20 protein-coding genes and 1 pseudogene are annotated in these 24,758 nt (G+C 71.2%); 8 read left to right on the top strand and 13 right to left on the bottom strand.

Translation table 11 applies throughout. The features are described from left to right. Window positions 1-423, bottom strand: coding sequence for a pyridoxamine 5'-phosphate oxidase family protein (locus tag Q2K21_RS11315; protein WP_310769544.1), 423 nt, complete (start codon window positions 421-423; stop codon window positions 1-3). Between the two features lie 342 nt (window positions 424-765). Next, a complete protein-coding gene (locus Q2K21_RS11310; protein ID WP_310769542.1) occupies window positions 766-2,499 on the bottom strand; it encodes a sensor histidine kinase in 1,734 nt (577 codons plus the stop codon). 175 nt (window positions 2,500-2,674) lie between these two features. Here Q2K21_RS11310 and ppk2 point away from each other — a divergent pair, with 175 nt between their 5' ends. Continuing rightward, window positions 2,675-3,493 carry a polyphosphate kinase 2 gene (ppk2, locus tag Q2K21_RS11305; RefSeq protein ID WP_310769540.1) on the top strand — a complete coding sequence of 273 codons (819 nt, stop codon included), beginning with the start codon at window positions 2,675-2,677 and terminating at the stop codon, window positions 3,491-3,493. Here the strand turns inward: ppk2 and Q2K21_RS11300 are convergent. After that, window positions 3,480-4,760, bottom strand: coding sequence for an RNA-guided endonuclease InsQ/TnpB family protein (locus Q2K21_RS11300; protein ID WP_310769538.1), 1,281 nt, complete (start codon window positions 4,758-4,760; stop codon window positions 3,480-3,482). The two genes, ppk2 and Q2K21_RS11300, sit on opposite strands and share 14 nt — an antisense overlap. 275 nt (window positions 4,761-5,035) lie before the next feature. Here Q2K21_RS11300 and Q2K21_RS11295 point away from each other — a divergent pair, with 275 nt between their 5' ends. The 3 genes from Q2K21_RS11295 (at window position 5,036) to Q2K21_RS11285 (ending at window position 7,058) form a co-directional block, all read left to right on the top strand. Beyond that, window positions 5,036-5,818 (top strand): polysaccharide deacetylase family protein, encoded by a 783-nt coding sequence (locus Q2K21_RS11295; protein WP_386275974.1) that lies wholly within the window; start codon window positions 5,036-5,038, stop codon window positions 5,816-5,818. Window positions 5,819-5,946: 128 nt separating this feature from the next. Further along, the gene (locus tag Q2K21_RS11290) at window positions 5,947-6,399 is read left to right on the top strand and encodes an SRPBCC family protein (RefSeq protein WP_310769536.1); all 453 of its coding nucleotides are present in this window, start codon (window positions 5,947-5,949) and stop codon (window positions 6,397-6,399) included. Window positions 6,400-6,410: 11 nt separating this feature from the next. Next, entirely contained in the window at window positions 6,411-7,058 is a 648-nt protein-coding gene (locus tag Q2K21_RS11285) for a class I SAM-dependent DNA methyltransferase (RefSeq protein ID WP_310769534.1), read from the top strand. A gap of 223 nt (window positions 7,059-7,281) precedes the next feature. Here the strand turns inward: Q2K21_RS11285 and Q2K21_RS11280 are convergent, their stop codons facing one another. From Q2K21_RS11280 to Q2K21_RS11260, 5 genes and pseudogenes are all read right to left on the bottom strand, one after another. Next, complete coding sequence (locus tag Q2K21_RS11280; RefSeq protein WP_310769532.1) at window positions 7,282-8,433, bottom strand: XdhC family protein; 1,152 nt, start codon at window positions 8,431-8,433, stop codon at window positions 7,282-7,284. Window positions 8,434-8,482: 49 nt separating this feature from the next. After that, window positions 8,483-9,567 (bottom strand): annotated as a pseudogene (locus Q2K21_RS11275) (solute carrier family 23 protein). A 161-nt stretch (window positions 9,568-9,728) separates the two neighbouring features. Next, window positions 9,729-12,149, bottom strand: coding sequence for a xanthine dehydrogenase family protein molybdopterin-binding subunit (locus tag Q2K21_RS11270; RefSeq protein ID WP_310769529.1), 2,421 nt, complete (start codon window positions 12,147-12,149; stop codon window positions 9,729-9,731). A 2-nt stretch (window positions 12,150-12,151) separates the two neighbouring features. Then, window positions 12,152-12,724, bottom strand: a complete 573-nt coding sequence (locus Q2K21_RS11265) for a (2Fe-2S)-binding protein (RefSeq protein ID WP_310769527.1) — start codon at window positions 12,722-12,724, stop codon at window positions 12,152-12,154. Next, window positions 12,724-13,614 (bottom strand): FAD binding domain-containing protein, encoded by an 891-nt coding sequence (locus tag Q2K21_RS11260; RefSeq protein WP_310769525.1) that lies wholly within the window; start codon window positions 13,612-13,614, stop codon window positions 12,724-12,726. The genes Q2K21_RS11265 and Q2K21_RS11260 overlap by 1 nt, the downstream gene beginning before the upstream one ends. Before the next feature lie 322 nt (window positions 13,615-13,936). On the opposite strand from Q2K21_RS11260, the gene Q2K21_RS11255 reads away from it, so the two are divergent. Together Q2K21_RS11255 and Q2K21_RS11250 are read left to right on the top strand one after the other, a co-directional pair. Next, window positions 13,937-15,658: a PucR family transcriptional regulator gene (locus tag Q2K21_RS11255; RefSeq protein ID WP_310769523.1), complete on the top strand. Its 1,722-nt coding sequence runs from the start codon at window positions 13,937-13,939 to the stop codon at window positions 15,656-15,658. A 151-nt stretch (window positions 15,659-15,809) separates the two neighbouring features. Then, on the top strand, window positions 15,810-16,589 hold the full coding sequence (locus tag Q2K21_RS11250) for a hypothetical protein (RefSeq protein WP_310769521.1): 780 nt from the start codon (window positions 15,810-15,812) through the stop codon (window positions 16,587-16,589). A gap of 15 nt (window positions 16,590-16,604) precedes the next feature. On the opposite strand, the gene Q2K21_RS11245 is transcribed toward Q2K21_RS11250, so the two are convergent. Then, window positions 16,605-16,868: a hypothetical protein gene (locus Q2K21_RS11245; RefSeq protein ID WP_310769519.1), complete on the bottom strand. Its 264-nt coding sequence runs from the start codon at window positions 16,866-16,868 to the stop codon at window positions 16,605-16,607. Window positions 16,869-17,107: 239 nt separating this feature from the next. Then, window positions 17,108-18,046, bottom strand: coding sequence for a GntR family transcriptional regulator (locus tag Q2K21_RS11240; RefSeq protein WP_310769517.1), 939 nt, complete (start codon window positions 18,044-18,046; stop codon window positions 17,108-17,110). A 115-nt stretch (window positions 18,047-18,161) separates the two neighbouring features. On the opposite strand from Q2K21_RS11240, the gene Q2K21_RS11235 reads away from it, so the two are divergent. Together Q2K21_RS11235 and Q2K21_RS11230 are read left to right on the top strand one after the other, a co-directional pair. After that, on the top strand, window positions 18,162-19,004 hold the full coding sequence (locus tag Q2K21_RS11235) for a (2Fe-2S)-binding protein (RefSeq protein WP_310769515.1): 843 nt from the start codon (window positions 18,162-18,164) through the stop codon (window positions 19,002-19,004). 315 nt (window positions 19,005-19,319) lie between these two features. Beyond that, complete coding sequence (locus tag Q2K21_RS11230; protein ID WP_310769513.1) at window positions 19,320-20,363, top strand: DUF2637 domain-containing protein; 1,044 nt, start codon at window positions 19,320-19,322, stop codon at window positions 20,361-20,363. Window positions 20,364-20,420: 57 nt separating this feature from the next. On the opposite strand, the gene Q2K21_RS11225 is transcribed toward Q2K21_RS11230, so the two are convergent. The 3 genes from Q2K21_RS11225 to Q2K21_RS36000 all read right to left on the bottom strand — a co-directional run bounded on the left by Q2K21_RS11225 (window position 20,421) and on the right by Q2K21_RS36000 (window position 24,679). Beyond that, complete coding sequence (locus Q2K21_RS11225; protein ID WP_310769511.1) at window positions 20,421-20,873, bottom strand: ATP-binding protein; 453 nt, start codon at window positions 20,871-20,873, stop codon at window positions 20,421-20,423. A 231-nt stretch (window positions 20,874-21,104) separates the two neighbouring features. Then, entirely contained in the window at window positions 21,105-22,847 is a 1,743-nt protein-coding gene (locus Q2K21_RS11220; protein ID WP_310769509.1) for a pyruvate dehydrogenase, read from the bottom strand. Between the two features lie 107 nt (window positions 22,848-22,954). Next, window positions 22,955-24,679 carry a protein phosphatase 2C domain-containing protein gene (locus tag Q2K21_RS36000; RefSeq protein ID WP_310769507.1) on the bottom strand — a complete coding sequence of 575 codons (1,725 nt, stop codon included), beginning with the start codon at window positions 24,677-24,679 and terminating at the stop codon, window positions 22,955-22,957. Window positions 24,680-24,758: the final 79 nt, after the last annotated feature.

Here is a 24,758-nt window from a genome sequence, read left to right as displayed (position 1 = left end):
TCAGTCGCTGCCGCATGTGCCCGCGAGTTCCCGCCCCGTGACCATCTCGGACTCGATCCGTACGAAGACTCCGTCCCCTACACGCATCCAGGATCGGGGTCCGGTGCGCCGCAGGCGCTCGTTCTCGACCGGGTCGGTCACCACGTGGGCCCGGCCGGTGACAACCACGCTCCAGCCGGACTCGGTCGGGGCATGGAACTCGTCCGCCTCGAAGGAGACCACGACGCCGTCGATGGCGTGCACGAGGCCGGAGGCCGCGGAGGTGTGCAGCACGACGGAGGAGTCCGCGTCGAGGGAGAAGTTGACGGGGAGTACGGCGGGGAGCGCCTGACGGGTGTACACGACGCGGCCGACCGGCACCTTGGCCAGCAGGCGTAGGCACTCCTGCCGGTCCAGTGCGCGCATGCCGTTGTCTTGGAGCATCGGTCCATCATCCCGGCGGCTGCCACGACGGCGTTAGGGCCGGTCGGCCCTCTTCGGCCGTCCTACCTGCCCGTACGTCGTCCTTGCGGCCGCGACGTCCGGTCCGGCTCGGCGGACGTATCCCTCGCCGTGGAGGAAGACGCCCCGCAGGGGAACGCAACTCCGGATGACAACCCCGGATGACAACTCCGGATGACAACGCGCCTGGTGGCGGGGCGCCCCCTCGCCGGGGCGCACGGCGACGGATGAAGACGCGCCCGCCTGGTGGGTCGGCCCCTCGCCCGGCCGCGGCAGAGCGCTGCCGCGGCCGGCGCACTGGATCCGCAGATCCCGCGTACCGGGTCACGCAAGGGCAGGCAGGGGCACGACCCACTCGACCACGGTGCCGCTCGGGCTGTTCGCCGCCACGGTGCACGTGCCGCCCAGTTCCTCGGCACGCCTGTTCAGGTTGGCCAGGCCGCTGCGGCGGGTGACGACGGGGTCGATGCCGCGGCCGTCGTCCGCCACCCGCAGGCGCAGGGTCGCGCCACCCACCTCGACACCGACGTCGACGGCGGTCGCGTGGGCGTGCCGGGCCGTGTTGGACAGGGCCTCACCGAGCACGGCCAGCAGCTGCCCGGCGTACTCGGCGGGCACATCGGTGTCCAGCAGACCGGTCATGCGCAGCGCCGGGGTGAAACCGAGGGCCTCGGCGGCCCGGTCGGTGGCCGTCACCAGCCGGGCGCGCAGCCCGCTGCCGCGGGCACGGTCGCTCTCCCGCAGGGCGTAGATGGTGGAGCGGATCACCTTGATCGTGTCGTCCAGGTCATCCACGACCCGCTGGATCCGCTCGCCCACCTGCGGCCGGTCGGCGACCCGGCCGAGCGTGGACTGCAACGACAGTGCCCCGGCGAACAGCCGCTGGATGACCAGGTCGTGCAGATCCCGGGCGATCCGGTCGCGGTCCCCGAGGACCAGCATGCGTTCGGCGTCCCGCCGGTGCTCGGCCACGTCCAGGGTCAGCGCGGCCTGGTTGCCGAACCCGGTGATCATGTCGACGACCGCGTCGGAGAACACCGGGCCGCCGGGAACGTTCGCCACCAGCAGCACTCCGCGCACATGGTCGCGCGTGCCGAGCGGCACGAGGAAGGCCGGCCCCAGCTCCACCACCGAGGCACTGCCGCCCTCGGCGCGCGGGTCCGCACTGACGGCCTCGCTCATGATCGTCTCCCCGGAGGCGTAGACCTTCGCGGCCAGCGTCGTGACCGGCAGCACCAGGCCCCGCAGCGATGCGGCCTGCGTACCGGAGGCGACCTCGACGACCAGCTCTCCGCTGTCGCCCACCGGTACCGCCAGGGTGACCAGGTCCGCACCGGCCAGCTCCCGCACGGTGGCGGCGACCGACTCCAGGACCTCGGCGGGGTCCCCGCCCGACAGGAGACCACGGGTCAGCTCGTCGCTCGCCGCCAGCCACCGGTGCTTACGGCGGGCGTCCTCGTACAGCCGGGCGTTGTCGATGGCCACACCGGCCGCCGCGGCCAGGGTGCGCAGCACCGCCTCGTCGTCGGCGTCGAACTGCGCGGCGCCCTGCTTGTTGGTCAGGTACAGGTTGCCGAAGATCTGGTCGCGCACCCGGACCGGGGCGCCGAGGAAGCTGCACATGGGCGGATGCCCGGGCGGGAAGCCCACGGACGCCGGGTGCTCCGCCAGATTCGCCAGCCGCAGTGGCTCGGGGTGGCGGATGAGCAGGCCCAATATGCCCTCGCCACGCGGGTAGGGCCCGATCCGGGCGACGTCCTCCTCGTCCATGCCGACCGTGATGAACTGCTTGATGGTGCCTTCGTCGCCGAGCACGCCGAGCGCCCCGTACTGGGCGTCGACCAGGGTGGCCGCGGACTCCACGATGCTGCGCAGCACCACTTCGAGGTCCAGGTCGGAGCCGACGGCCAGCACCGCGTCCAGCAGGGTGTGCATCCGGTCGCGGGCCCCCCGCACCTGCTGCACGTGCTGCTGCAGCCCCTCCAGCAGCTCGTCCAGACGCAGTTGCGGAGTCGTCCCGGAAGCACCGTCACCCTGGCCCTGCGCCCGCTCGTTCACCACAGCTCCCTCACCTCTCCATTTGCCGGACCACCATCAGGATGCCTGACGAGGCCCCGGGGATGGGCCGGGGGCGGCCGGCCGGGATGCGCGGTTCTTCGTCGATCAGTACGGTGCTGCTGTCGTGGTGAACGGGGCAGGACCGCGAGGGTCATCGATGTGGGGAGGCGGCGGCATGGCCGGCAAGGACGTGGAGAAGGTGCCGCGCAAGGTCTACGAAGAGGAACTGCTCCGCCTCCAGACGGAGTTGGTCAAACTTCAGGAGTGGGTGCGCACGGAGGGCGCCCGGCTGGTCGTGATCTTCGAGGGCCGGGACGCGGCGGGCAAGGGCGGCACGATCAAGCGGGTCACGGAACACCTCAATCCGCGGGTGGCGAAGATCGCGGCGCTGCCCAAGCCGACCGAGCGGCAGCGCACCCAGTGGTACTTCCAGCGGTATGTGGAGCATCTGCCGGCGGCCGGGGAGATCGTGCTGTTCGACCGCAGTTGGTACAACCGGGCGGGCGTCGAGCACGTCATGGGCTTCTGCACGAAGGAGGAGCACCAGCTCTTCCTGCGCCAGTGCCCGATCTTCGAGCGGATGCTGGTGGAGGACGGGATCCTGCTGCGCAAGTACTGGTTCTCGGTGAGCGACGAGGTGCAGCAGGAGCGGTTCCGGCGCCGGCTGGAGGATCCGACGCGGCGCTGGAAGCTGTCGCCGATGGACCTGGAGTCGATCACGCGCTGGGAGGCCTACTCCCGGGCGAAGGACGAGATGATGGTGCACACGGACATCGCGGAGGCGCCGTGGTACGTCGTGGAGAGTGACGACAAGCGCCGGGCGCGGCTGAACATGATCGCTCACCTGCTCGACTCCATCCCGTACCACGAGGTGCCGCCGCCGGTCCTGGAACTTCCCGAGCGGCCGGAGTCGACCGGCTACGAGCGCACACCGCGCGATCTGCAGACCTACGTACCCGACCACGCGGCGAGCCTGTCAACTACCCGGCGCTAAGCGCCGGGCTTGCACAACGGGCATCACTGGCGGTGATGCTGCGTTTGCGTCCAGCCCCGCCCCGCTGACGCGGCGGTGGGGCAGGGGCCGTCGACTGGGCCCCGCGTCGCCGCAACTCCCGCGCGCGGGCGCGGATGTTGCGGGAGCCGTTCCGGTCCGCGTGCGCAACGACGCCGCAGTTCCGGCACGCGAACCAGGCCTGGGAGACCCTATTCGCCCTGTCGATGTGCCCGCACTCGGCGCAGGTGCGCGAGGTGTACGCCGGATCGACGTACACCACCGGCACCCCCGCCCGGCGGGCCTTGTACGCGATGAACGACCCCAGCTGGGCGAAGGCCCAGCTGGAGTGGGTGGCCCGTTGGGGCTTGCGAAGCCGTACCCGCTCACGGATGCCGCCCAGGTCTTCCAGGGCGATCCCGCGACCGGTGCTCCCCCACTGCCTTAACGGCGTGGGAGGTACCCCCATCGCCTCGGCCACCACATGCTTCGCGATCTTGTGGTTGATGTCCCGCGCCCGCCGCGCCTCCTTGCGCCTGCGCTTCTTCAGGCGGCGTTTGGCGGACGGGGTGTTCTTCTTCTGCAGCTTGGCGCGCAGCTTGCGTTCCCGGACCCGGGTGCGGTTGAGCTCACGCCCGGCCATGATCTCACCGTCGCTGGTGGTGGCGATGTTGACGATGCCCAGGTCGATTCCGAGGAAGTCCACCGGGTCCGTGTTCGGCTCGGCCTCGGGCACCTCGCAGGTGGCCTGCAGGAACCACATGCCGTCCCGGCAGACGAGGTCGGACTCGCCCCTGCGGTACAGCGCCAGGATGGCCAGCTGCTCGGGGCTCGCGGCGACCGCCACGTCCTTCATTCGCCCGGTCACGGTCCAGATGGACACGCGCCGCTCGGCAATCTGCCAGGACAGCATCCGGTCGTCATAGGGCTGGGCACCCTCCGGGCGGAACCCGATCGGCTTCTCCGTCGCTTTCCGGTACCGCTTTGAGCCGGGCCTGCCCAGGTTCCCGGCCTTCAGGTTGGCCTTGAGGGTGGCGTAGGCGTCACAGGTCTTCTTGATCACGTGCTGGGCGGCCTGCGCCCCCAGGTTCCACCGCGTCTTCACTTCGTCGTAGGTGAGCCTGCGCAGCGCGAAGTTGTTCTTCACATTCTTTTCGAAGGCGACCTGGCTGGCCCAGGTCGCGGCCTCGTTGCAGGCGCACAGGGTCGCCTCAAGTGCCGCCGCCTGTACGAACGTCGGCAGCAGCTTCACCTGTACCACCAGCTTCACGCCCGCGACGTTATCCGGCCTCCAGACCTTCCGCATTCGAACACGGAAAATCTCCCCGGTTCATTGCCTGACTGTCCCGGCGCTCCGCGCCGGATGCCGCCGCGGTGCTCCGCACCGCCCACCCCAGGATGCGATTCCTCCCGGGCGTGAACGCCCGGGGTTCCTCGCAAGAACAGGCTGAACGTCTGAATGCCGCTTCTGAACGTCTGAATGCCGCTTCCGCCGAGCAGCTTGGGCGGCGCATGCCATCTATACACTGAGCGTATAGTCTCCGCATGCCTTCGAAGGGGAAGACGAACAAGCGTACGGTCAGGTTGCGTACCGCGGCCGCTTTGTTCGCGACGACGACCATGGCCCTCTCGGGCTGCACCACGCTACACACCACCGAGCCCAGCGCCGTCCGCGCGCACGCCGTCGCCGCCGGCGCGCCGGCCCGGTTCGGCACCGTGGACTGCCGCCGGGCCAAGTGCATCGCGCTGACCTTCGACGCAGGACCGAGCGAGAACTCGGCGCGGCTGCTGGACATCCTCAAGGAGAAGAAGGTCCCCGCGACCTTCTTCCTGCTCGGCAAGCGGCACATCGAGAAGTACCCGGAGCTGGTCAAGCGGATGGCCGCCGAGGGGCACGAGGTGGCCAGCCACACCTGGGACCACAAGATCCTCACCGAGATATCGCCGAAGGAAATACGCGAGGAACTGGAAAAGCCGAACGAGGCGATAGAGAAGCTCACCGGGCGCAAGCCCACCCTCATGCGCCCGCCCCAGGGCCGTACGAACGACACGGTCAACAAGATCAGCCGCGAGCTGGGGCTCGCCGAGGTGCTGTGGAGCGTGACCGCCAAGGACTACACGACGAACGACTCGAAGCTGATCCAGAAGCGGGTGCTGGAGCAGGCGTCCCGGGACGGGATCATCCTGCTCCACGACATCTACGCGGGCACCGTGCCCGCGGTGCCCGGGATCATCGACGCGCTCAAGGAGCGGGGATACGTGTTCGTGACCGTGCCCCAGCTGCTGGCGCCGGGCAAGGCCGAGCCGGGTGAGGTGTACCGGCCCTGACGGCGGCCGGACCGAGGCGGATCACCAGGCCAGACGCAGGCTCTCCGGTGAGCAGTGGATCAGGGTCGGGCGCATGATGACGCGTGGCCGAGGGCCAACGCGCGACATCCTCTGCGTACGATCCCCCGGTGGTCCTCTTCCGCCTCGAACGCGTCACTCCGCTCTCCGCCGAGCAGGCCTGGCGACGGCTCACGGACTGGCCGCGCCACGCGGACGTGGTGCCGCTCACCCGGATCACGGTGCTCACCCCGCCGCCGACGGCCGAGGGCACGGTGTTCGTGGCCCGCTCCGGCGTCGGCCCGCTCGCCTTCGACGACCCGATGGAGGTGGCCGTCTGGCGTCCGCCGGCGCTGTGCCGGCTGGTCAAGCGGGGTGGTTTCGTCACCGGCTGGGCGGAGATCGAGGTGCGTCCGTACGGTGAGGGCCGCTCGCACGTGGTGTGGCGGGAGGACCTGGCCGTACGCTCGCTGCCGCGGGTCATGGACCGGCCGCTCGGGCGGGTGGCCCGGTGGACGTTCGGGCGTGCGGTGGACAGGCTGCTGGCACGGGATCCGGGCCACGATGTCAGTGGCGAGGTCTAGGGTCTTTTTCCATGACCGAGACCGCGCATCTTCGAACCACCAGGGCGTCGTACGACACCGTCGCCGTCGACTACGACCGGTTATCGAGAAGCGAGCTGGACAACATGCCCTTCGACCGGGCCATGTTGGGGGTGTTCGCCGAACGGGTGCTGGGCAGCGGGGGCGGGCCCGTCGGAGACCTCGGATGCGGTCCGGGGCGGGTGACCACCTATCTGGACAAGCTCGGCCTCGACGCCTTCGGCATCGACCTGTCACCGCGGATGGTGGCTGTGGCCCGGCAGGCCTACCCCGGACTGCGCTTCGAGGTGGGGTCCATGACCGGCCTCGACATCGCGGACGGCACGCTCGCCGGAGCCCTCGCCTGGTACTCCACCGTGCACACGCCCCCGCAGGAACTGCCCGCTCTGTTCGAGGAGTTCCATCGCGTGCTGGCCCCCGGCGGGTACCTGCTGCTGGCCTTCAAGGTGGGCGACGAGTGCGTGCACCTGGACCACGCGTACGGGCACGACCTGTCCCTCGACGTCTACCGCTTCCCACCGGAGCTGGTCTCCGAGCTGCTGGGCCGGGCCGGTTTCGAGGAGGTGGCCCGGCTCGTGCGCGCGGCCGACGAGCGGGAGAAGACACCGCAGGCGTACATCCTGGTCCGCAGACCGGTCTGAGCGGGCTCGGCGAAGTCTGGTGCGGTTCGGCAGCGCCCCAAAGAGGCGCGGGGCTGTATCGATGTGCGGCTCCGCCGCGATGGGGGTCCCCCCTGCTCATGGGGGTCCCCCTGCTCGAGCGAAGCCGAGAACTTGGGGGAGAAGCCGAGAACTTGGGGGAGCGACGAGCCACGACGCACCGCAGGTGGCATACCGGACTGCCGGCGGAGCGCTTAGGCGCCGGTCAGGCCACGGACCCGATCCGCCCCGCCGGCGGCGACGCCGTGTCGTGGTGGATCGGGGTGTGCGCCCCGGTGAGCGAAACCCCGCTGCCGCCACGCCGGTTGGCCACGATCTCCGAGGCGATGGACAGGGCCGTCTCCTCGGGCGTGCGGGCGCCGAGGTCGAGGCCGATCGGGGACCTCAGGCGCGCCAGCTCCAGCTCGGTGACGCCGACCTCGCGCAGTCGCTCGTTGCGGTCCAGGTGGGTGCGGCGCGAGCCCATCGCGCCGACGTACGCGACCGGAAGCCTCAACGCCAGTCGGAGCAGGGGTACGTCGAACTTGGCGTCGTGGGTGAGTACGCACAGCACGGTGCGGCCGTCGACCTCCGTGCGCTCCAGGTACTTGTGCGGCCACTCGACGACGATTTCGTCGGCCTCCGGGAAGCGGGTGCGGGTGGCGAAGATGGGGCGCGCGTCGCACACCGTGACGCGGTAGCCAAGGAACTTGCCGATACGGACCAGCGCGGAGGCGAAGTCGATCGCGCCGAAGACGATCATCCGGGGCGGCGGGACGGACGACTCGACCAGAACCGTGAGCGGTGCTCCGCAGCGAGAGCCCTGCTCTCCGATCTCGAGGGTTCCGGTGCGGCCCGCGTCCAGGAAGGCGCCCGCCTCGGCCGCCACCGTGCGGTCCAGTTCGGGGTGGGCGCCGAAGCCGCCCTCGTACGCGCAGTCGGGCCGTACGAGCAGCGTCCGGCCCAGCAGCTCGGCCGGGCCCGCCACGATCCGCGCGAGCGCCGCGGCCGAGCCCGAGGCCGCGGCGGCCAGCGCCGAGGCGACCACCGAACGGGCGGGATGGGCCGCGCGGACCGGTGTGACGAGGATGTCGATGACGCCGCCACAGGTCAGTCCGACGGCGAAGGCGTCCTCGTCGCTGTATCCGAAGCGCTCCAGAACGGTCTCGCCGTCCCGCAGGGCCTGCCGGCACAGGTCGTAGACCGCGCCCTCCACACAACCGCCGGAGACGGAGCCGATCGCCGTGCCGTCGGCGTCCACCGCGAGGGCGGCGCCCGGCTGACGGGGCGCGCTGCCGCCGACGGCCACGACGGTGGCCACGGCGAAGTCGCGTCCCTGCCCGACCCACCGGTTCAGCTCCTCGGCGATGTCCAGCATCTCTCGGTCTCCTTAGCAGCGGTCATGTAGCGGGGTTTTCGGGGAGCGGTCAGTGCACGCCCAGCCAGTCCTCAATGGGGTTGAGGGCGAAATAGACGAGGAAGATGCCTGCCAGGCCCCACATGAAGGCTCCGATCTCGCGTGCCTTGCCCTGGGCCGCCTTGATGGCGACGTACGAGACGACGCCCGCGGCGACACCAGCGGTGAGGGTGTACGTGAACGGCATGAGGACCACGGTCAGGAAGACGGGAATCGCGGTGGCGCGGTCACCCCAGTCCACATGACGGGCGTTCATCAGCATCATGGCGCCGATGACGACCAGGGCGGCCGACGCCACCTCCTGCGGCACGATCGCCGTCAGGGGGCTGAAGAACAGGCAGGCCGCGAAGAGCAGACCGGTGACGACGGAGGCGAGGCCCGTGCGGGCGCCTTCGCCCACCCCCGTCGCCGACTCGATGAACACCGTCTGGCCCGAACCGCCCGCCACACCGCCGATCGCACCACCCGCGCCGTCGATGAACAGCGCCTTGGACAGGCCCGGCATACGGCCCTTGTCGTCGGCGAGCCCGGCCTCGGTGCCGACGCCGATGATGGTGGCCATCGCGTCGAAGAAACCGGCGAGCACCAGCGTGAAGACGATCACGCCGACGGTCATCGCGCCGACCTCGCCCCAGCCGCCGAAATCGACCTTCCCGAAGAGCGAGAAGTCGGGCATCGAGACCGCGCTGCCGTGCAGTTCGGGGGCGCCGCCGGCCCAGGCGCCGGGCTTGATGACACCGGCGGCGTTGAGGATCGCGGCGACGACCGTGCCACTGAGAGGGCGAGCGGCACTTTGCCGACGAAGCCCATCAGCAGCGTGGTGCACGCGGCCGCGAACGCCGTCGCGGTGATCAGGGCCTTCTGGCCGAGCGTGTCCCCCGCCGCGTCCTTGCCGGACAGGATCAGCGGGTTGAGCAGGAGGATGTACGCCATCGCCATGAAGGTGGTGACGCCGCCGCGCACTTCGCGTGCGAGCGTGGATCCCCGGTGGGATATGTGGAAGTACCGGTCGATCCAGGTCCGGTCGGCCGGGACGCGGATTCCCGCGCCCGCGTCCTCGGCGGCGGACCTGGGCTCCACTGACTGCTGGGTCATGGTGCCATCTCCCAAGGTTCACAGGGGCACCCGTCCGTGTTGCCTTCGGCGACGTACGGGATTTGGGATCTGCACGACCCGGGGGACGGCCCGAGGCGAACATCGGGGGTCTGGGGGACGGAGTCCCCCAGAGGAAATCACCTGCTCAACCCCCGGAGGGGTCAGGTTCCCGTCAGGTGTTCCGGACGTACCGGCGTCCTGTTCAGCTCCAGGCCCGTCGCGTTGCGGATCGCCGCGAGCACGGCCGGAGTCGACGACAGGGTGGGGGCCTCGCCGATGCCGCGCAACCCGTACGGGGCGTGTTCGTCGGCGAGTTCGAGCACGTCGACCGGGATGGTCGGGGTGTCGAGGATGGTGGGGATCAGATAGTCCGTGAACGAGGGGTTCTTCACCTTGGCCGTCTTCGGGTCGACGACGATCTCTTCCATGACCGCGATGCCCAGCCCCTGGGTCGTACCGCCCTGGATCTGGCCGACGACGGACAGCGGGTTGAGTGCCTTGCCGACGTCCTGGGCGCAGGCCAGTTCGATGACCTTGACCAGGCCCAGCTCGGTGTCGACCTCGACGACCGCGCGGTGCGCGGCGAAGGAGTACTGGACGTGGCCGTTGCCCTGGCCGGTGCGCAGGTCGAAGGGCTCGGTCGGCCGGTGCCGCCACTCACGCTCGATCTCGACCGCCTCGTCGCCGAGGACGTCGACGAGGTCGGCGAGCACCTCTCCGGCGTCGGTGACGACCTTGCCGCCCTCCAGCAGCAGTTCGGCCGTGGCCCAAGCGGGGTGGTACGAACCGAACTTGCGGCGCCCGATCTCCAGGACCTTCTCGCGCACCAGCTCGCAGGCGTTCTTCACGGCGCCCCCGGTGACGTACGTCTGGCGGGACGCGGACGTCGAACCCGCCGACCCCACCTGCGTGTCCGCCGGCTGGATGGCCACCTGGGTGACGCCCAGCTCGGTGCGGGCGATCTGCGCGTGGACGGTGACGCCGCCCTGGCCGACCTCCGCCATCGCGGTGTGCACGGTGGCGACGGGCTCGCCCGCGACGACCTCCATGCGGACCTTGGCGGTGGAGTAGTCGTCGAACCCCTCGGAGAAGCCGACGTTCTTGATGCCGACGGCGTAGCCCACACCGCGTACGACGCCTTCGCCGTGGGTGGTGTTGGACAGACCGCCGGGCAGCTGCCGTACGTCCGCGCCCTCGGAGCTCTCCCACTGGCGCTCCGGCGGCATGGGCATCGCCTTGACGCGGCGCAGGAGTTCGGCGACCGGCGCCGGGGAGTCGACGCGCTGTCCGGTCGGCATGATCGTCCCCTGCTCCATGGCGTTGAGCCGGCGGAGCTCCACCGGGTCCATGCCGAGCTTCTTCGCCAGCTTGTCCATCTGGGCCTCGTACGCGAAGCACGCCTGGACCGCGCCGAAGCCGCGCATGGCGCCGCAGGGCGGGTTGTTGGTGTAGAGGGCGATGGCCTCGATGTCGACATCGTCCACGACGTAGGGGCCCACCCCGAGCGAGGACGCGTTGCCGACCACCGCCGGGGAGGAGGACGCGTAGGCGCCGCCGTCGAGGACGATCCGGCACTTGACGTGCGTCAGCTTGCCGTCCTTCGTGGCCCCGTGCTCGTAGTACAACTTCGCCGGGTGGCGGTGGACGTGCCCGAAGAAGGACTCGAAGCGGTTGTAGACGATCTTGACCGGCTTCCCGGTGCGCAGGGCGAGCAGGCAGGCGTGGATCTGCATCGACAGGTCCTCGCGGCCGCCGAAGGCTCCGCCGACGCCCGCCAGGGTCATCCGGACCTTGTCCTCGGGCAGGCCCAGGACGGGTGCGATCTGACGGAGGTCGGCGTGCAGCCACTGGGTGGCGACGTAGAGGTCGACTCCCCCGTCCTCGGCGGGGACCGCGAGGCCGGACTCGGGGCCGAGGAAGGCCTGGTCCTGCATGCCGAAGGTGTACTCGCCCTTGACGATCACGTCGGCCCTTTTCGCGGCCTCCGCCACGTCACCGCGCACGATCGGCTGACGGTGGACGATGTTCGGGTGTGGGACATGCCCCGAAATGGGGGTCCCCCCTGGACCGGAGCTTGTCGGAGGCCCTTGGGGGAGGTCGGTGCGGTTCTCGTGGACGAGGACCGCGTCCGGGGCGGTGGCGGACGCCTCGTCCGTGATGAGCGGAAGTTCCCGGTACTCCACCTTGATCCTGGCAGCGGCGCGGCGCGCGGTCTCCGGGTGGTCGGCGGCGACGATCGCGACCGGCTCGCCGTGGTGGCGGACCTTGCCGTGGGCGAGGACCGGGGTGTCCTGGATTTCCAGGCCGTAGTGCTTCACATCGGTCGGCAGGTCGTCGTACGTCATCACGGCGTACACGCCGGGGGTGGCGAGCGCCTCGCTCGTGTCGATGGAGACGATCTCGGCGTGTGCGACCGTGGAGCGCAGGATCTGGCCCCAGAGCATGTCCTCGTGCCACATGTCGGACGAGTAGGCGAACTCGCCGGTGACCTTGAGGGTGCCGTCCGGGCGGAGCGTGGACTCGCCGATGCCGCCCTTGGTCCCCGAGCCCTGCGTGATCTTGGTGGGAGCGCCGTTGGGCATCCTCAGACCCCCTCGGCCTGCCGGGCGGCCGCCAGGCGGACCGCGTCCATGATCTTCTCGTAGCCGGTGCAGCGGCACAGGTTGCCGGAGAGCGCCTCGCGGATGTCCGCGTCGGTCGGGTTCGGGTTGCGCTCCAGCATCTCGTCGGCGGCGACGAGCAGACCGGGGGTGCAGAAGCCGCACTGGACGGCGCCGGCGTCGATGAACGCCTGCTGGATCGGCGACAGTCGAACACCTTCGCCGGTCTGCGAGTCGGAGCCCCTCGCTTCCCACCGTCTGGCCTCGTCGAGGGAGGTGCCGCACCCGCCGGTACCGCAGGAACGCTGCTCGGCGTACTCCGCCAGGCCCTCGACCGTGACGACCTCGCGGCCCTCCACCTGACCGGCCGCGACCAGACACGAACACACCGGCACACCGTCCAGGCGGACCGTGCAGGAGCCGCACTCGCCCTGTTCGCAGGCGTTCTTCGACCCCGGAAGGCCGAGGCGCTCACGCAGGACGTACAGAAGGCTCTCGCCCTCCCACACGTCGTCGGCATCCTGCGGACGTCCGTTGACCGTGAAACTGACGCGCATTACGCGGCTCCCTCCGTCGCGCGGGCGGTGCCGCGGTACGACTCCCAGGTCCAGGTCAGCGTGCGGCGGGCCATGACGCCGACCGCGTGGCGGCGGTAGCTCGCCGTGCCCCGGACGTCGTCGATCGGGTTGCAGGCGGCGGAGCACAGATCCGCGAACTGCTTGGCGACCGACGGGGTGATGATCTTTCCGTTGTCCCAGAAGCCGCCCTCTTCGAGCGCCGCGTTCAGGAACTCCTCGGCGGCCTTGGCCCGGATGGGCGTGGGCGCGGCCGAGCCGATGCCCGTACGGACCGTGCGGGTCCTCGGGTGCAGCGCCAGGCCGAAGGCGCACACCGCGATCACCATCGCGTTGCGGGTGCCGACCTTGGAGAACTGCTGGGGGCCGTCGGCCTTCTTGATGCGCACCGCCCGGATCAGCTCGTCGGGGGCGAGCGCGTTGCGCTTCACGCCGGTGTAGAAGGCGTCGATCGGGATGAGGCGCGCGCCGCGCACGGACTCGACCTCGACCTCGGCGCCGGCCGCGAGGAGGGCGGGGTGGGCGTCGCCGGCCGGGGAGGCGGTGCCGAGGTTGCCGCCGACGCCGCCGCGGTTGCGGATCTGGGGGGAGGCCACCGTGTGGGAGGCGAGGGCCAGGCCGGGCAGCTCGACGCGCAGGTTTTCCATGATCTTCGTGTAGGGGACCGAGGCCCCGAGCCGCACGCTGTCCTCGCCGACCTCCCACTCGTAGAGATCTCCGATGCGGCCCAGGTCCATCAGGTACTCGGGCCGCCGGTGGTCGAAGTTGATCTCGACCATCACATCGGTGCCACCCGCAATCGGCACAGCGGTGGGATGCGCCGCCTTGGCGGCCAGCGCATCCTCCCAGCTGGCGGGGCGAAGGAAGTCCATGACCGGCTCTCTTCTTCGTCTCGTGGGTCGTACGGATCGAGCCAGATACGGTGCGGCGGGCCCGGCTCGTTCCTGTGCTGTTGACGGGGAGTGGGGTCAGTACACCGCCCTGTCCTCCACCCGGGTCAGTCACCGAAACCATGAAGGAGTTGGCTGGCCAGGGAGCCCATCTTGTAGATTCGTATGAACGGAGGTCATCAGTAACCTCTCCGCTTTCCTCTGGAAACACCGCGCACGGCCAGGGGGAATCGCGAGCACGGCCTCCGCGGGCACCCTCCCTGACCGAACGTGGATTTCCGGACAAGAACGGCGGCGACGAGACATGCGGCTGCGCGCACTGCTGAACACCGACGCGCTGGGGCTGCGGCTGCTCGGCGGCGAGGACGAACTGGACCGCAGCGTGCGCGGTGTCATGACCACGGACCTCAAGGACCCCAGCCGTTACCTCTCCGGCGGTGAACTGGTCCTCACGGGCCTGGCGTGGCGGCACGACGCCGCCGACTCAGAGCCCTTCGTCCGTATTCTCGCAGGTGCGGGCGTCGCGGCGCTCGCCGCGGGCGAGGCCGAGCTGGGCGACGTCCCGGACGATCTGATCATGGCCTGCGCCCGGCACCGCCTTCCGTTGTTCGCCGTCCACGAGTCGGTGGCGTTCGCCACGATCACCGAGCACGTCGTACGGCAGGTCTCCGGCGAGCGGGCCGGGGATCTGGCGGCCGTGGTGGACCGGCACCGCCGGATGATGACCTCGGGCCCGGCGGGCGGCGGCCCGGACGTGGTCCTGGACCTGCTCGGTTCCGACCTCGACCTGCGCGCCTGGGTGCTCTCCCCCACCGGCCGGCCGATCGCGGGTCCGACGCCGGGGCTCGCGCCGGACGTGTGCGCCGAGCTGGCCGCCGAGCACCTGGCGGCCTCTCGCACCGGCCGCCGCGGACCGCACCGGGTGACGGTCGGTACGACGACGTATTCGCTCTTCCCGATCCGCGGCTGGGGGCACCGACCGGCGGGAGCCGGGGCAGGTCGTGCCGGCGGCGCGGCGCGGGACGTGCGCGAGACCGTGCTGTCCGACTGGCTGCTCGCGGTCGAGGCGGACGCCGGGGACTGGCCCGCGGAGCGGCTCGACCTGCTCCAGGGCGTCACCCAGCTGATCGCGGTCGAGCGGGACCGGCGGGACACGGCGCGCACCGTGCGGCGGCGGCTCGCACAGGAGGTGCTCGAACTGGTGCAGACGGGGGCCGCGCCCGCCGAGATCGCGGCCCGGCTGCGGGTCGCCGCACCCGTACTGCTGCCCGGGCTCGGCGCGGCCCCGCAGTGGCAAGTGGTCGTCGCCAAGGTCGAGTGGGACGGCGGAGACATCGAGGGCGGGCCGGTCGCCCAGTCGCTGCTGGAGGAGATCCTGGCCGATCCCGCCCCGAGCTCTTCGGGCAGGGACTACCCCCAGTCGACCGGTCCGGAGCACACCGACCGCATCGCGGTGGCCCACATGGGTGACGAGGCGATCGCGCTGGTTCCCCTTCCGGCGGTCTCCTCGGAGCACGACGGCTCCGAGACGGGCCTGCTCGCCGACGGTCTCCTGGAGGCCGTACGGGATCCGCTGTCGGCGGGGCTCGACGACGACGGGCGGCTCACGCTGGGCGTCAGCGCCGCGGTGCACTCCGCCGAGGGGCTGCGCGGCGCCCTGGAGGAGGCGCGGCACGCCCGCAGGGTCGCCGCAGCCCGCCCCGGACGGGTCTGCGCGGCCGGCCACCAGGAGCTGGCCTCGCACGTGCTGCTGCTGCCGTTCGTCCCGGACGACGTGCGCCGTGCCTTCACGGCCCGCCTCCTGGACCCCCTGCGCGACTACGACCGCCGGCACCGGGCCGAGCTGATCCCGACCCTGGAGGCGTTCCTCGAGTCAGACGGCTCCTGGACCCGCTGCGCCACGCGTCTGCACCTGCACGTCAACACACTGCGATACCGGGTGGGGCGTATCGAGCAGTTGACGAGCCGGGACCTCTCGCGCCTGGAGGACAAGCTGGACTTCTTCCTGGCATTGCGCATGAGCTGAGGTCACGGCGGTGTGGCCCGGCGGCACCGTCTGCCGCCCGTCGACCATGACTTTGTGAAATCCTTCACCCAGCCCCTTGGCCCGGTACCGCGATTGGTGCTGGAATGCCGCCACCACTCAACAGCTCGATGGCGTGCTCGGGGAGGGCAATGTGGCGCATCCCGCCATGTCTGGTACCGGAACGACCGAAGGTGACGATCCTCTCCAGACCGCGGTATGGCGGCTGCGCTCGCGCGCCTGCTGGGCCGACGCGGCGGCGCTGCTGAGGCCACAGACGGCCGAGGCCTCGCTCCAGCGGGCCTCGCTGCTCGTCGAGCGGTGCCTGTACACGGAGCAGGGCTGGGAGGAGGCCGAGGACGCGCTGCGCACGGCCGAGGCGCAGGCCCACGACGACGAGGAGCGGGGCGCCGCGGCCTGCGAGCGCGGGCAGCTGGCGTACGCGGCCACGCTGCACGGGGTGCGCGACCGGGCGGACGAGGCGCGGGCCGCGCTCGGCCGGGCCGCCGCGCTGATCCCGCCCGGTGCCCCGGGCCGGGCGCTGCTGGACTTCCGGCGCGGGCTGCTCGCCGAGAACCTGGCCCGCTCCCCGCAGGCGGCCCGCGCCGCCTACCGGCGCGCCCACGCGGCCGCGTCCGCGCACGGCGACGCGCTGCTGCTCTCCTTCACCTGGCGGCACCTCGCCGGGCTCGCCCTGCGCGACGGCGAGATGACGGAGGCCCGGCAGGGTTTCGCCGAGTCGCTGCGGATCCGCGAGGAGCTGGGCTACCTCGTCGGTACGGCGCCGGCGCTGGCGTCGCTCGCGGACGCGGAGGCCGAGCCGGAGGCGTCCCGGCTGCGGGCCGAGGCGGGCCGGCTGTTCCGCCTCCTCGGCGGCGTACCGACATGGCTGGCGCGGCAGCTGGCCTCGGTGCAACCGGCGGCGCAGACCTGACCGCCGGGCGCGCCGTCACAGGCCGCGGATGAACGTCCAGGCGGCGGTGCGGAATTCGGCATCGCGGGCGAGGAGGACCACGGCGGCGACGAGGACCACGTACGTCAGCAGTCCGGCGAGGCCGCCCGAGCCGGACTGCCGGTTCTGTCGCTTCTGTCGCTTCTGTCGCTTCTGCGGCGAAGAGCGCCTGCGGGCCTCGTTCGCGTACTCGTCGGCACGGCTGCCGCTCAGCCACTCCAGCTGTTGCCGCGGGGCCCGCTGCCCCGGGTCGAACATCATCGTCGGTCACCCCCGTCGGGACGGTCGTCCCTCTTCAGGCAGCACGCGAGGGACTGCCGGAGGAGTTCCCTCCGCCGCCGGTCGTCGCGGGATGCGGACACGCCCGTGACACCGGGAGGGGGAAGCGGACGCACCGCGCACACGGACGGGCGACACGCGACGGACACGCACTGCTCACCCACCGCGCCCCACACCGGACACCCGAAACACCATCGGCACCCTGCGGCCCCGCGTTCCGGTCAGGACGCTCCGGCGAAGTGTTCCCGTACCAGGGACTGGACCACCGCCAGGTCCTGTGCGGCCAGTGCGTCCAGCAGGGCCGTGTGCTCGGCCGCGTCGGCGATCAGGTCGGCGCGGCCGCGGGAGACGGGGCCGCCGACGAGGGGCCACTGGGCGCGGCGGTGCAGGTCCTCCGCGATCCGCACCAACTGCTCGTTGCCCGCGAGGGCGAGCACCGCGTGGTGGAAGGCGCGGTCCGACTCGGCGTACGTCGCCCGGCATCCGGAGGACGCGGCCCGTACGGTCGCCTCGGCCAACGGGCGCAGCTCCGACCACCGTTCGGCCGGCACCGTACGGGCGAGCCGCAGCATCACCGGGACCTCGATCAGCGCCCGGATCTCCGCGAGTTCGGCCAGTTCGCGGGCGCCGCGCACGGCGACCCGGAAGCCGCGGTTGGGTACCACCTCGACGGCGCCCTCCAGGGCGAGTTGCTGCATCGCCTCGCGCACGGGGGTGGCGGACACCCCGAACCGGTCACCCAGCGCCGGCGCCGAGTAGACCTCGCCCGGCGTCAGTTCCCCGGCGACGAGCGCGGTGCGCAGGGCGTCGAGTATCTGCCGGCGCACGGAGGCCCGCTGGATGACGGGACGTCCGCCCTCCACGTGGGACGGCTCTCCGTCGTGCGGCCCCTCCCCGGTGGCGGACTCCCCGCCGTGGCCCGCCGCGCGCGGCCGCGGTATCGGCGGTTCGCTGTGCGTGTGCTCACCGCGCGTAGAACCCTCGGCCGCGCCTCTTTCGCGTACGGCATCCCCCGCCCTGAGCTGCTCCGGCACTCGGACGGCCGCCCCGGGGACGTCGGGAACGCCCGTCTCGGCGGAGCCCTCCGCACTGCGGGAACGGGCCTGCTCCACGGGCTCCTCCTCGGTCCTGGCGGCGCTGGGCAGTCTTGGGTCATTCATGGGGTTTGTTACCGCTCGTAAAGCACCATAGGCGCCTTACGCTCCGGTTCAAACACCGATCACCTTGGATAAGGTAAGCCTTACCTTTGAAAAGTCGTGAAACGGCGGTCCCCGCATGCCCCTCTCCGTCCCGCCCCCGTCCCCCGTCTCGGACGCGTACGCCCGGCTCACCGAGGTCTTCCCTGGGCTGACCGTCACGGAACTGAGCCCCGGCGAGGCCACCCCGCAGGGCGAGGGCTGGACCCCGGCCGCCCGGCTCGCGGAGGGCGGGGCCGCGCTCGACACCTTCCTGGCATGGGACGAGGCGCAGGTGCTCCGCGACTACGGGCAACGGGCCCGCCCGGACGTCGTGGCGAGCTTCGGGCTGCACCGGTACGCATGGCCGGCCTGCCTGCTGATCACCGTCCCCTGGTTCCTGCACCGCCGGGTACCGCGCTTCCCGGTGGAGCACGTCACGTTCCAGCGCGCCCTCGGACGCATGGCGGTGCGCACCGGGACGTTCGCCTGCCTGCCGGGCGATCCGGCGGCCCGGCTGCCCGGCGCCCGGGTCGTGGCGGACGAGGAAGCGCTGCGGGCCGAGGTGCGGGCGGCCGCGGCCGAGCACCTGGAGCCGGTCCTCGGGGGCTTCGGGCCGCGCATGCGGCGGCGCGGGCGGGCACTGTGGGGCATGGCGACGGACGAGGTCGTCGAGGGGCTCTGGTACGTCGCCCATCTGCTCGGCGAGGAGCGGCGCGCCATGCGCGAGTTGGAGCTGTTGCTGCCGGGCGCGACGAAGCCGTACGCCGGCTCGGCCGCGTTCCGCGAACTGACCGGCCCGAACGGGCAGTCGCTGCCCACCCGCGACCGGGCGAGCTGCTGCATGTTCTATACGCTGCGCCCCGCGGACACTTGTGCCACCTGCCCGCGCACCTGCGACGCCGACCGCGTCGCCAAGTTGACGGCCGCAGCGGCGAGCTGAGGTGCACTCAGGGGCGCCGACGGGCAGGGTGCGTGCGCCGCATACCGTAAGATCCCTCCGAACGAGCTCCCGCACGGGATGACAGACGTTTCACAACTTCCTCACCAGTCGCAGGAACTTTCCGTGGAACCATCCGTGCGGGTAGTCTTATTCGAACTCAACTCCCGCCCCTCAAGCGGCAGTTCGAGCAGAACGCCGTCCTGGGCATCCCCTTGCGCTTCCTTGGCGGCCTCTTGCCCCGAAACCCCCTGAGGGCCGGCGGGAGTGGGCCACTATGGCGGGCGTTACGCCCTATCCCAATGCAAGGGACCCCAGATGAGATTGACCGACATATCGCTGAACTGGCTGCTTCCGGGCGCCGTACTGCTCCTGGGCATGCTGGCGGCGATGGCGGTGCTCGCGCGCGGCAAGCGCTCCTCGGGGAAGGAGACGAGCGCGGACGACTCGTGGGAGCGCAGCGAGGAGCGCCGTCGGCGCAAGGAGGCCATCTACGGCACCGCCTCCTATGTGCTGCTGTTCTGCTGTGCGGCGGTCGCCGCGGCGCTGTCCTTCCACGGCCTGGTCGGCTTCGGCGAACAGAACCTCGGCCTCTCCGGCGGCTGGGAGTATCTGGTTCCCTTCGGCCTGGACGGCGCGGCGATGTTCTGTTCCGTGCTCGCGGTGCGTGAGGCCAGCCACGGCGACGCGGCGCTCGGCTCCCGGATACTCGTGTGGACCTTCGCGGGTGCCGCCGCCTGGTTCAACTGGGTGCACGCGCCCAGGGGCCTGGGCCACGACGGCGCGCCGCAGTTCTTCTCCGGCATGTCGCTGTCGGCGGCCGTGCTGTTCGACCGTGCGCTCAAGCAGACCCGCCGCGCCGCACTGCGCGAGCAGGGTCTGGTGCCGCGCCCGCTGCCGCAGATCCGTGTCGTCCGCTGGCTGCGGGCGCCCCGCGAGACCTACAGGGCCTGGTCGCTGATGCTCCTGGAGGGCGTGCGCAGCCTGGACGAGGCCGTCGAGGAGGTCCGCGAGGACCGGCGCGAGAAGGAGCAGAACAAGCTGCGCCGGCGTGAGCAGCAGCGGGTCGAGCGTGCGCAGCTCAAGGCACTCAGCCGTGGCCACCGCGCGCTGACCGGCGGCAACGGCGGGCGTCAGGTCGAGGTGCAGACCGTCGAGCGGGCGACCGCGCCGGTCTCTTCGGAGCCTGCCATATCCGCGGCGGAACTGCCCGTGCGCACCCGCCCCTCGCTCCAGCCCGTCCGGAAATCCTCCGCTGACCCGATCACCGTCGACCTCACCGCGGAGGACGACACCATGGCTCTGCCCCGGCTCGACTCCCTGGAGCGCAAGCTCAAGGACCTTGAGCAGCAGTTCGGCTGAGACCGAACGCAGTCACTGGAAGGGGGCGCGGCGGATGCCGCGCCCCCTTCCAGTTCCTCAGGCGGCTCCCGCGTCGAGTTCGAACCACACCGACTTCCCCACGCTGTGCGCCCGTACGCCCCACGCGTCCGCGAGGGACTGCACGAGGACCAGGCCCCTTCCGTGCGTACCGTCGTCGACCTTCGGCATCCGCAACCGCGGCCTGCGCCCCACGAAGTCCCGTACCTCCACGCGAAGTCCGCGCGAGGAGACCGTGGCCGTCAGGACCGCCTCGCGGTCGGTGTGGATGAGCGCGTTGGTGACCAGTTCGCTGGTGAGCAGTTCGGCTATCTCGGATCTTCCCGGTTTTCCCCAGTGCGTCAGTAGCTCCCGCAGCGCCCTGCGCGCCTCGGGTACCGCGCGTAAGTCGGCCCGTCCCAGCCTTCGCCTGAGCTGTGTACCCCCTGGCCGGCCCGTCGCGCCGTCGGTCGCTTCCTCCGTCTTCTTCGCCGAGGAGGCCCCGATCGCCACGGGACCGCCCCCTCGTGCTCGCCTCTTCATGACCCCCGCCCGCACGTGGATGATTCCCCTTCGGCTCGAACACGTTCACGGGGATCCATGCCCCGTCGGGCCGACGACAGTCATGTCGATTCGTCAACGACCAGGTGTTCGATCGCGAATGGGGTCACCGGCACGGGCCCGGTGGTCCGTCCGAGGGCCCGCGGCACCGGTCGCACCACGGGACGACACGGCCGTTGCCGCTCAAGGTCGCGGCACGTTGCGCAGGTTGGAGCGGGCCAGCTGGACCATGCGGCCGACACCGCCGTCCAGCACGATCTTCGAGGCGGAGAGCGCGAAGCCCGTCACCATCTCCGCGCTGATCTTCGGTGGGATGGACAGGGCGTTCGGGTCGGTGACGACGTCTACCAGGGCCGGACCCTTGTGCCGGAAGGCGTCCTTCAGGGCGCCCGCGAGCTGCTTGGGCTTCTCGACCCGGATGCCGTACGCCCCGCACGCGCGGGCCACGGCCGCGAAGTCGGGGTTCTTGGTGGCCGTGCCGTACGAGGGCAGTCCGGCGACCATCATCTCCAACTCCACCATGCTGAGCGACGAGTTGTTGAACAGGACCACCTTCACCGGCAGGTCGTACTGCACCAGGGTCAGGAAGTCGCCCATCAGCATGGAGAACCCGCCGTCACCGGACATCGACACGACCTGCCGGCCCCGGTCGGTGAACTGCGCGCCGATCGCCATCGGCAGCGCGTTCGCCATCGAGCCGTGAGAGAACGAACCGATGACGCGGCGGCGGCCGTTGGGGGAGATATAGCGAGCGGCCCATACGTTGCACATCCCGGTGTCGACGGTGAAGACCGCCTCCTCGTCGGCGAGCTCGTCGAGGACCGATGCCACGTACTCGGGATGGATCGGGACGTGCTTGTCGACCTTGCGCGTGTACGCCTTCACCACGCCTTCGAGAGCGTCCGCGTGTTTCTTCAGCATCTTGTCGAGGAAGCGCCGGTTGTTCTTGGTCTTCACGCGCGGGATGAGACAGTTCAGGGTCTCCTTCACATCGCCCCACACCGCGAGGTCCAGCTTGGAGCGGCGGCCCAGGTTCTCCGGCCGTACGTCGATCTGAGCGATCGTCACATCGTGGGGGAGGAAGGCGTTGTACGGGAAGTCGGTGCCGAGCAGGAGCAGCAGGTCGCACTCGTGGGTGGCCTCGTACGCGGCGCCGTAGCCGAGCAGGCCGCTCATGCCGACGTCGTACGGGTTGTCGTACTGGATCCACTCCTTGCCGCGCAGGGCGTGCCCCACCGGGGACTTGATCTTCCCGGCGAACTCCATGACCTCGGCGTGCGCGCCCGCCGTGCCGCTGCCGCAGAAGAGGGTGACCCGCTCCGCCGCGTCGATCATCTCGACCAGCCTGTCGATCTCGGCGTCGCCCGGGCGGACGGTGGGCCGGGAGGTGACGAGGGCGGTCTCGGCGGGCTTGTCGGGGGCGGGCTGGTCGGCGATGTCCCCGGGCAGCGAGACGACGCTCACTCCGCTGCGGCCGATCGCGTTCTGAATCGCCGTCTGCAGCAGACGGGGCATCTGCTTCGGGCTGGAGATCAGCTCGCTGTAGTGGGAGCACTCGCGGAACAGCTGGTCCGGGTGGGTCTCCTGGAAGTAGCCGAGGCCGATCTCGCTGGACGGGATGTGGGAGGCGAGGGCGAGCACCGGGGCCATGGAGCGATGGGCGTCGTACAGGCCGTTGATGAGGTGCAGGTTGCCGGGGCCGCAGGAGCCGGCGCACGCGGTCAGCTTCCCGGTGATCTGAGCCTCTGCGCCCGCCGCGAAGGCGGCGGTCTCCTCGTGCCGCACATGGACCCAGTCGATGGCGGCGTTGCGCCGGACGGCGTCCACGATCGGGTTGAGGCTGTCGCCGACCACCCCGTACAGGCGTTTGACTCCTGCGCGGGCGAGGATGTCGACGAACTGATCGGCGACGTTCTGCTTGGCCATGGATCCATGCACCCTTTCGGTCTGCGGCGGGTCCTGTCGTCGCACGCCCGGCATCCGCCCGGTGGGCGCGACAGTGCCTTGGATCCATCAATCCACAGCGGCCGCGCTCACGCCTCCCAGACGGCGGCCGCCGTACGGTCGTCGGCGTAGCCCTTCACCCTCACCTGGGTGTCGGCGAGGAAGGCGGCGAGGCCCGGTGGTCCGCCCGCCGACCAGCGGGCCGTCAGATGCTCGGCGAGCTGCGGTTCGCCGCGCAGCGGGTCGGCCAGGCCGCCCGTGCACAGCAGGAGCGTGTCACCCGGGTGGGCGACCGAGGCGCGGAAGCGGAAGGGGACACGGGGCGGTTCCGGGGCGGGTTCGTACGGGCTCGGGGGCGTCGTGATGCCCAGATCCATGGTGAGCCGGTCGCCCTCGGGGGTCTCGGAGGGGAGCGAGCCGAAACCGACCACCGGCTCGCCGGTCGCCTCGGCGGCGGGTGGCTCTATGTCGCGCCACTCGCCGTCCCGCAGCCGGAACAGGCCGCCTGCCCCGACACCGAAGAACACGCGCGTGCGGCAGGCGGGGTCGGCCGGCAGCAGCAGACAGCGGAGGGAGGCGGCGTACTCCTCGGGCTCGATGCCCTGTTCGGCGGCGCTGGCACGGAGCTTGCCGAGGCTGCGGTCGGTCAGCCGGTGCAGGCCCGACTTGAGGTCGCCGCGCCGGGCGGCCCGGATGTCCTCGCCGAGGCGAAGATAACTGCGACCGACGGCTCGCCCGATCCAGTGACACACCTCGGCGGCGGCCCGGTGCGCCCCGGGCGTGGCCCGTGCGCCGGTGGCCATCGCGACCAGGACGAGCCCCTGCTCGCCGCTGCCGAAGCGGGCGGTGAGCAGGGAGTCCCGGCGCGGCTCGCCCCGGTAGCGGGCCGAGTCCCCGCGCACGGACACGGCACGCAGCGTGCAGACCCCGTACCGCGCACCGTCCAGCACGGTGTCGGCGACCAGCTCGTCGAGGTCGTCCGGATCGGCGAGCGGAAGGGCGGTCGGCTCGGCATCGTAGGTGGGCGGCCCGGTACCGACGTGCCCGACCGCGGGTGGGACACGGGGGACGCCGAGCGGTGCTGGGGAGGCTTCCGTGGGTGGGTGGGCGACGGGGGTGGCGACGGGGGTGGCATTCATGGCCGGGGAGGCGAAAGGGGCATCGCCGGGGGTGGCATCCATGGCCGGGGAAGCGAAAGGGGCATCGCCGGGGGTGACATCCATGGCCGGGGAAGCGAAGGGGGCATCATCCGGCGCACTCAGGCCTTGGGGAGCGTCGCCGGGGGCGGCACCCATGGCCGGTAAAGCGAAGGGAGCATCATCCGGCGCGCCCGGGCTTTGAGACGCGGAGCCAGGGGCGGCACCCATGGCCGGCGAAGCGAAGGGGGCATCATCCGGCGCGCCGGCGTCCGCGCCCGACACAGCGGCGTGCCTGCCCCACACGGCGGTGTCCGCACCCGACGTTCCGGCATCCGTACCCGACACCCCGGCATCCCCACCCGGCAGGGCATCCGCACCCGACACGGCGTCCTCGTGGCCCCCTACTAAGGGCGCGGCCCCGCTCCCCCGCGGCGCTGCCTCGCCGTTCCGCCGCGCGCCGCGTTGTTCCGGTACGGACGGTGGTGTCTCAGGAGGGAGCGGTGCCTCGGCCCGGTCCCGGGGGGTTCCCTGGCCCACCGTCCCCGACGCCGAGGCGAAGCGGTCGTCGAGGGAGTCGGCCGCGGGGGCCGGTCCCGTGTCCCCGGTGGAGTCGTCGTACAACTGCGCCCACCAGTCGTCCTCGCGGCCGGTGGGCCTGTCCCCCTGTTGACTCATGCCCCCAATTGTCCACCGCACGGGCCGTATGAAAACGGGGCATCCGGAAAATCCGGCCAGGCGGGCGGCCGCTGAACGC

It is taken from the genome of Streptomyces sp. CGMCC 4.7035 (genome assembly GCF_031583065.1).
Classification (GTDB): Bacteria; Actinomycetota; Actinomycetes; order Streptomycetales; family Streptomycetaceae; genus Streptomyces; species Streptomyces yaanensis.
The sequence above is the reverse complement of the archived record's forward strand: the minus strand, read 5'-3'. Positions and strand labels throughout refer to the sequence as shown.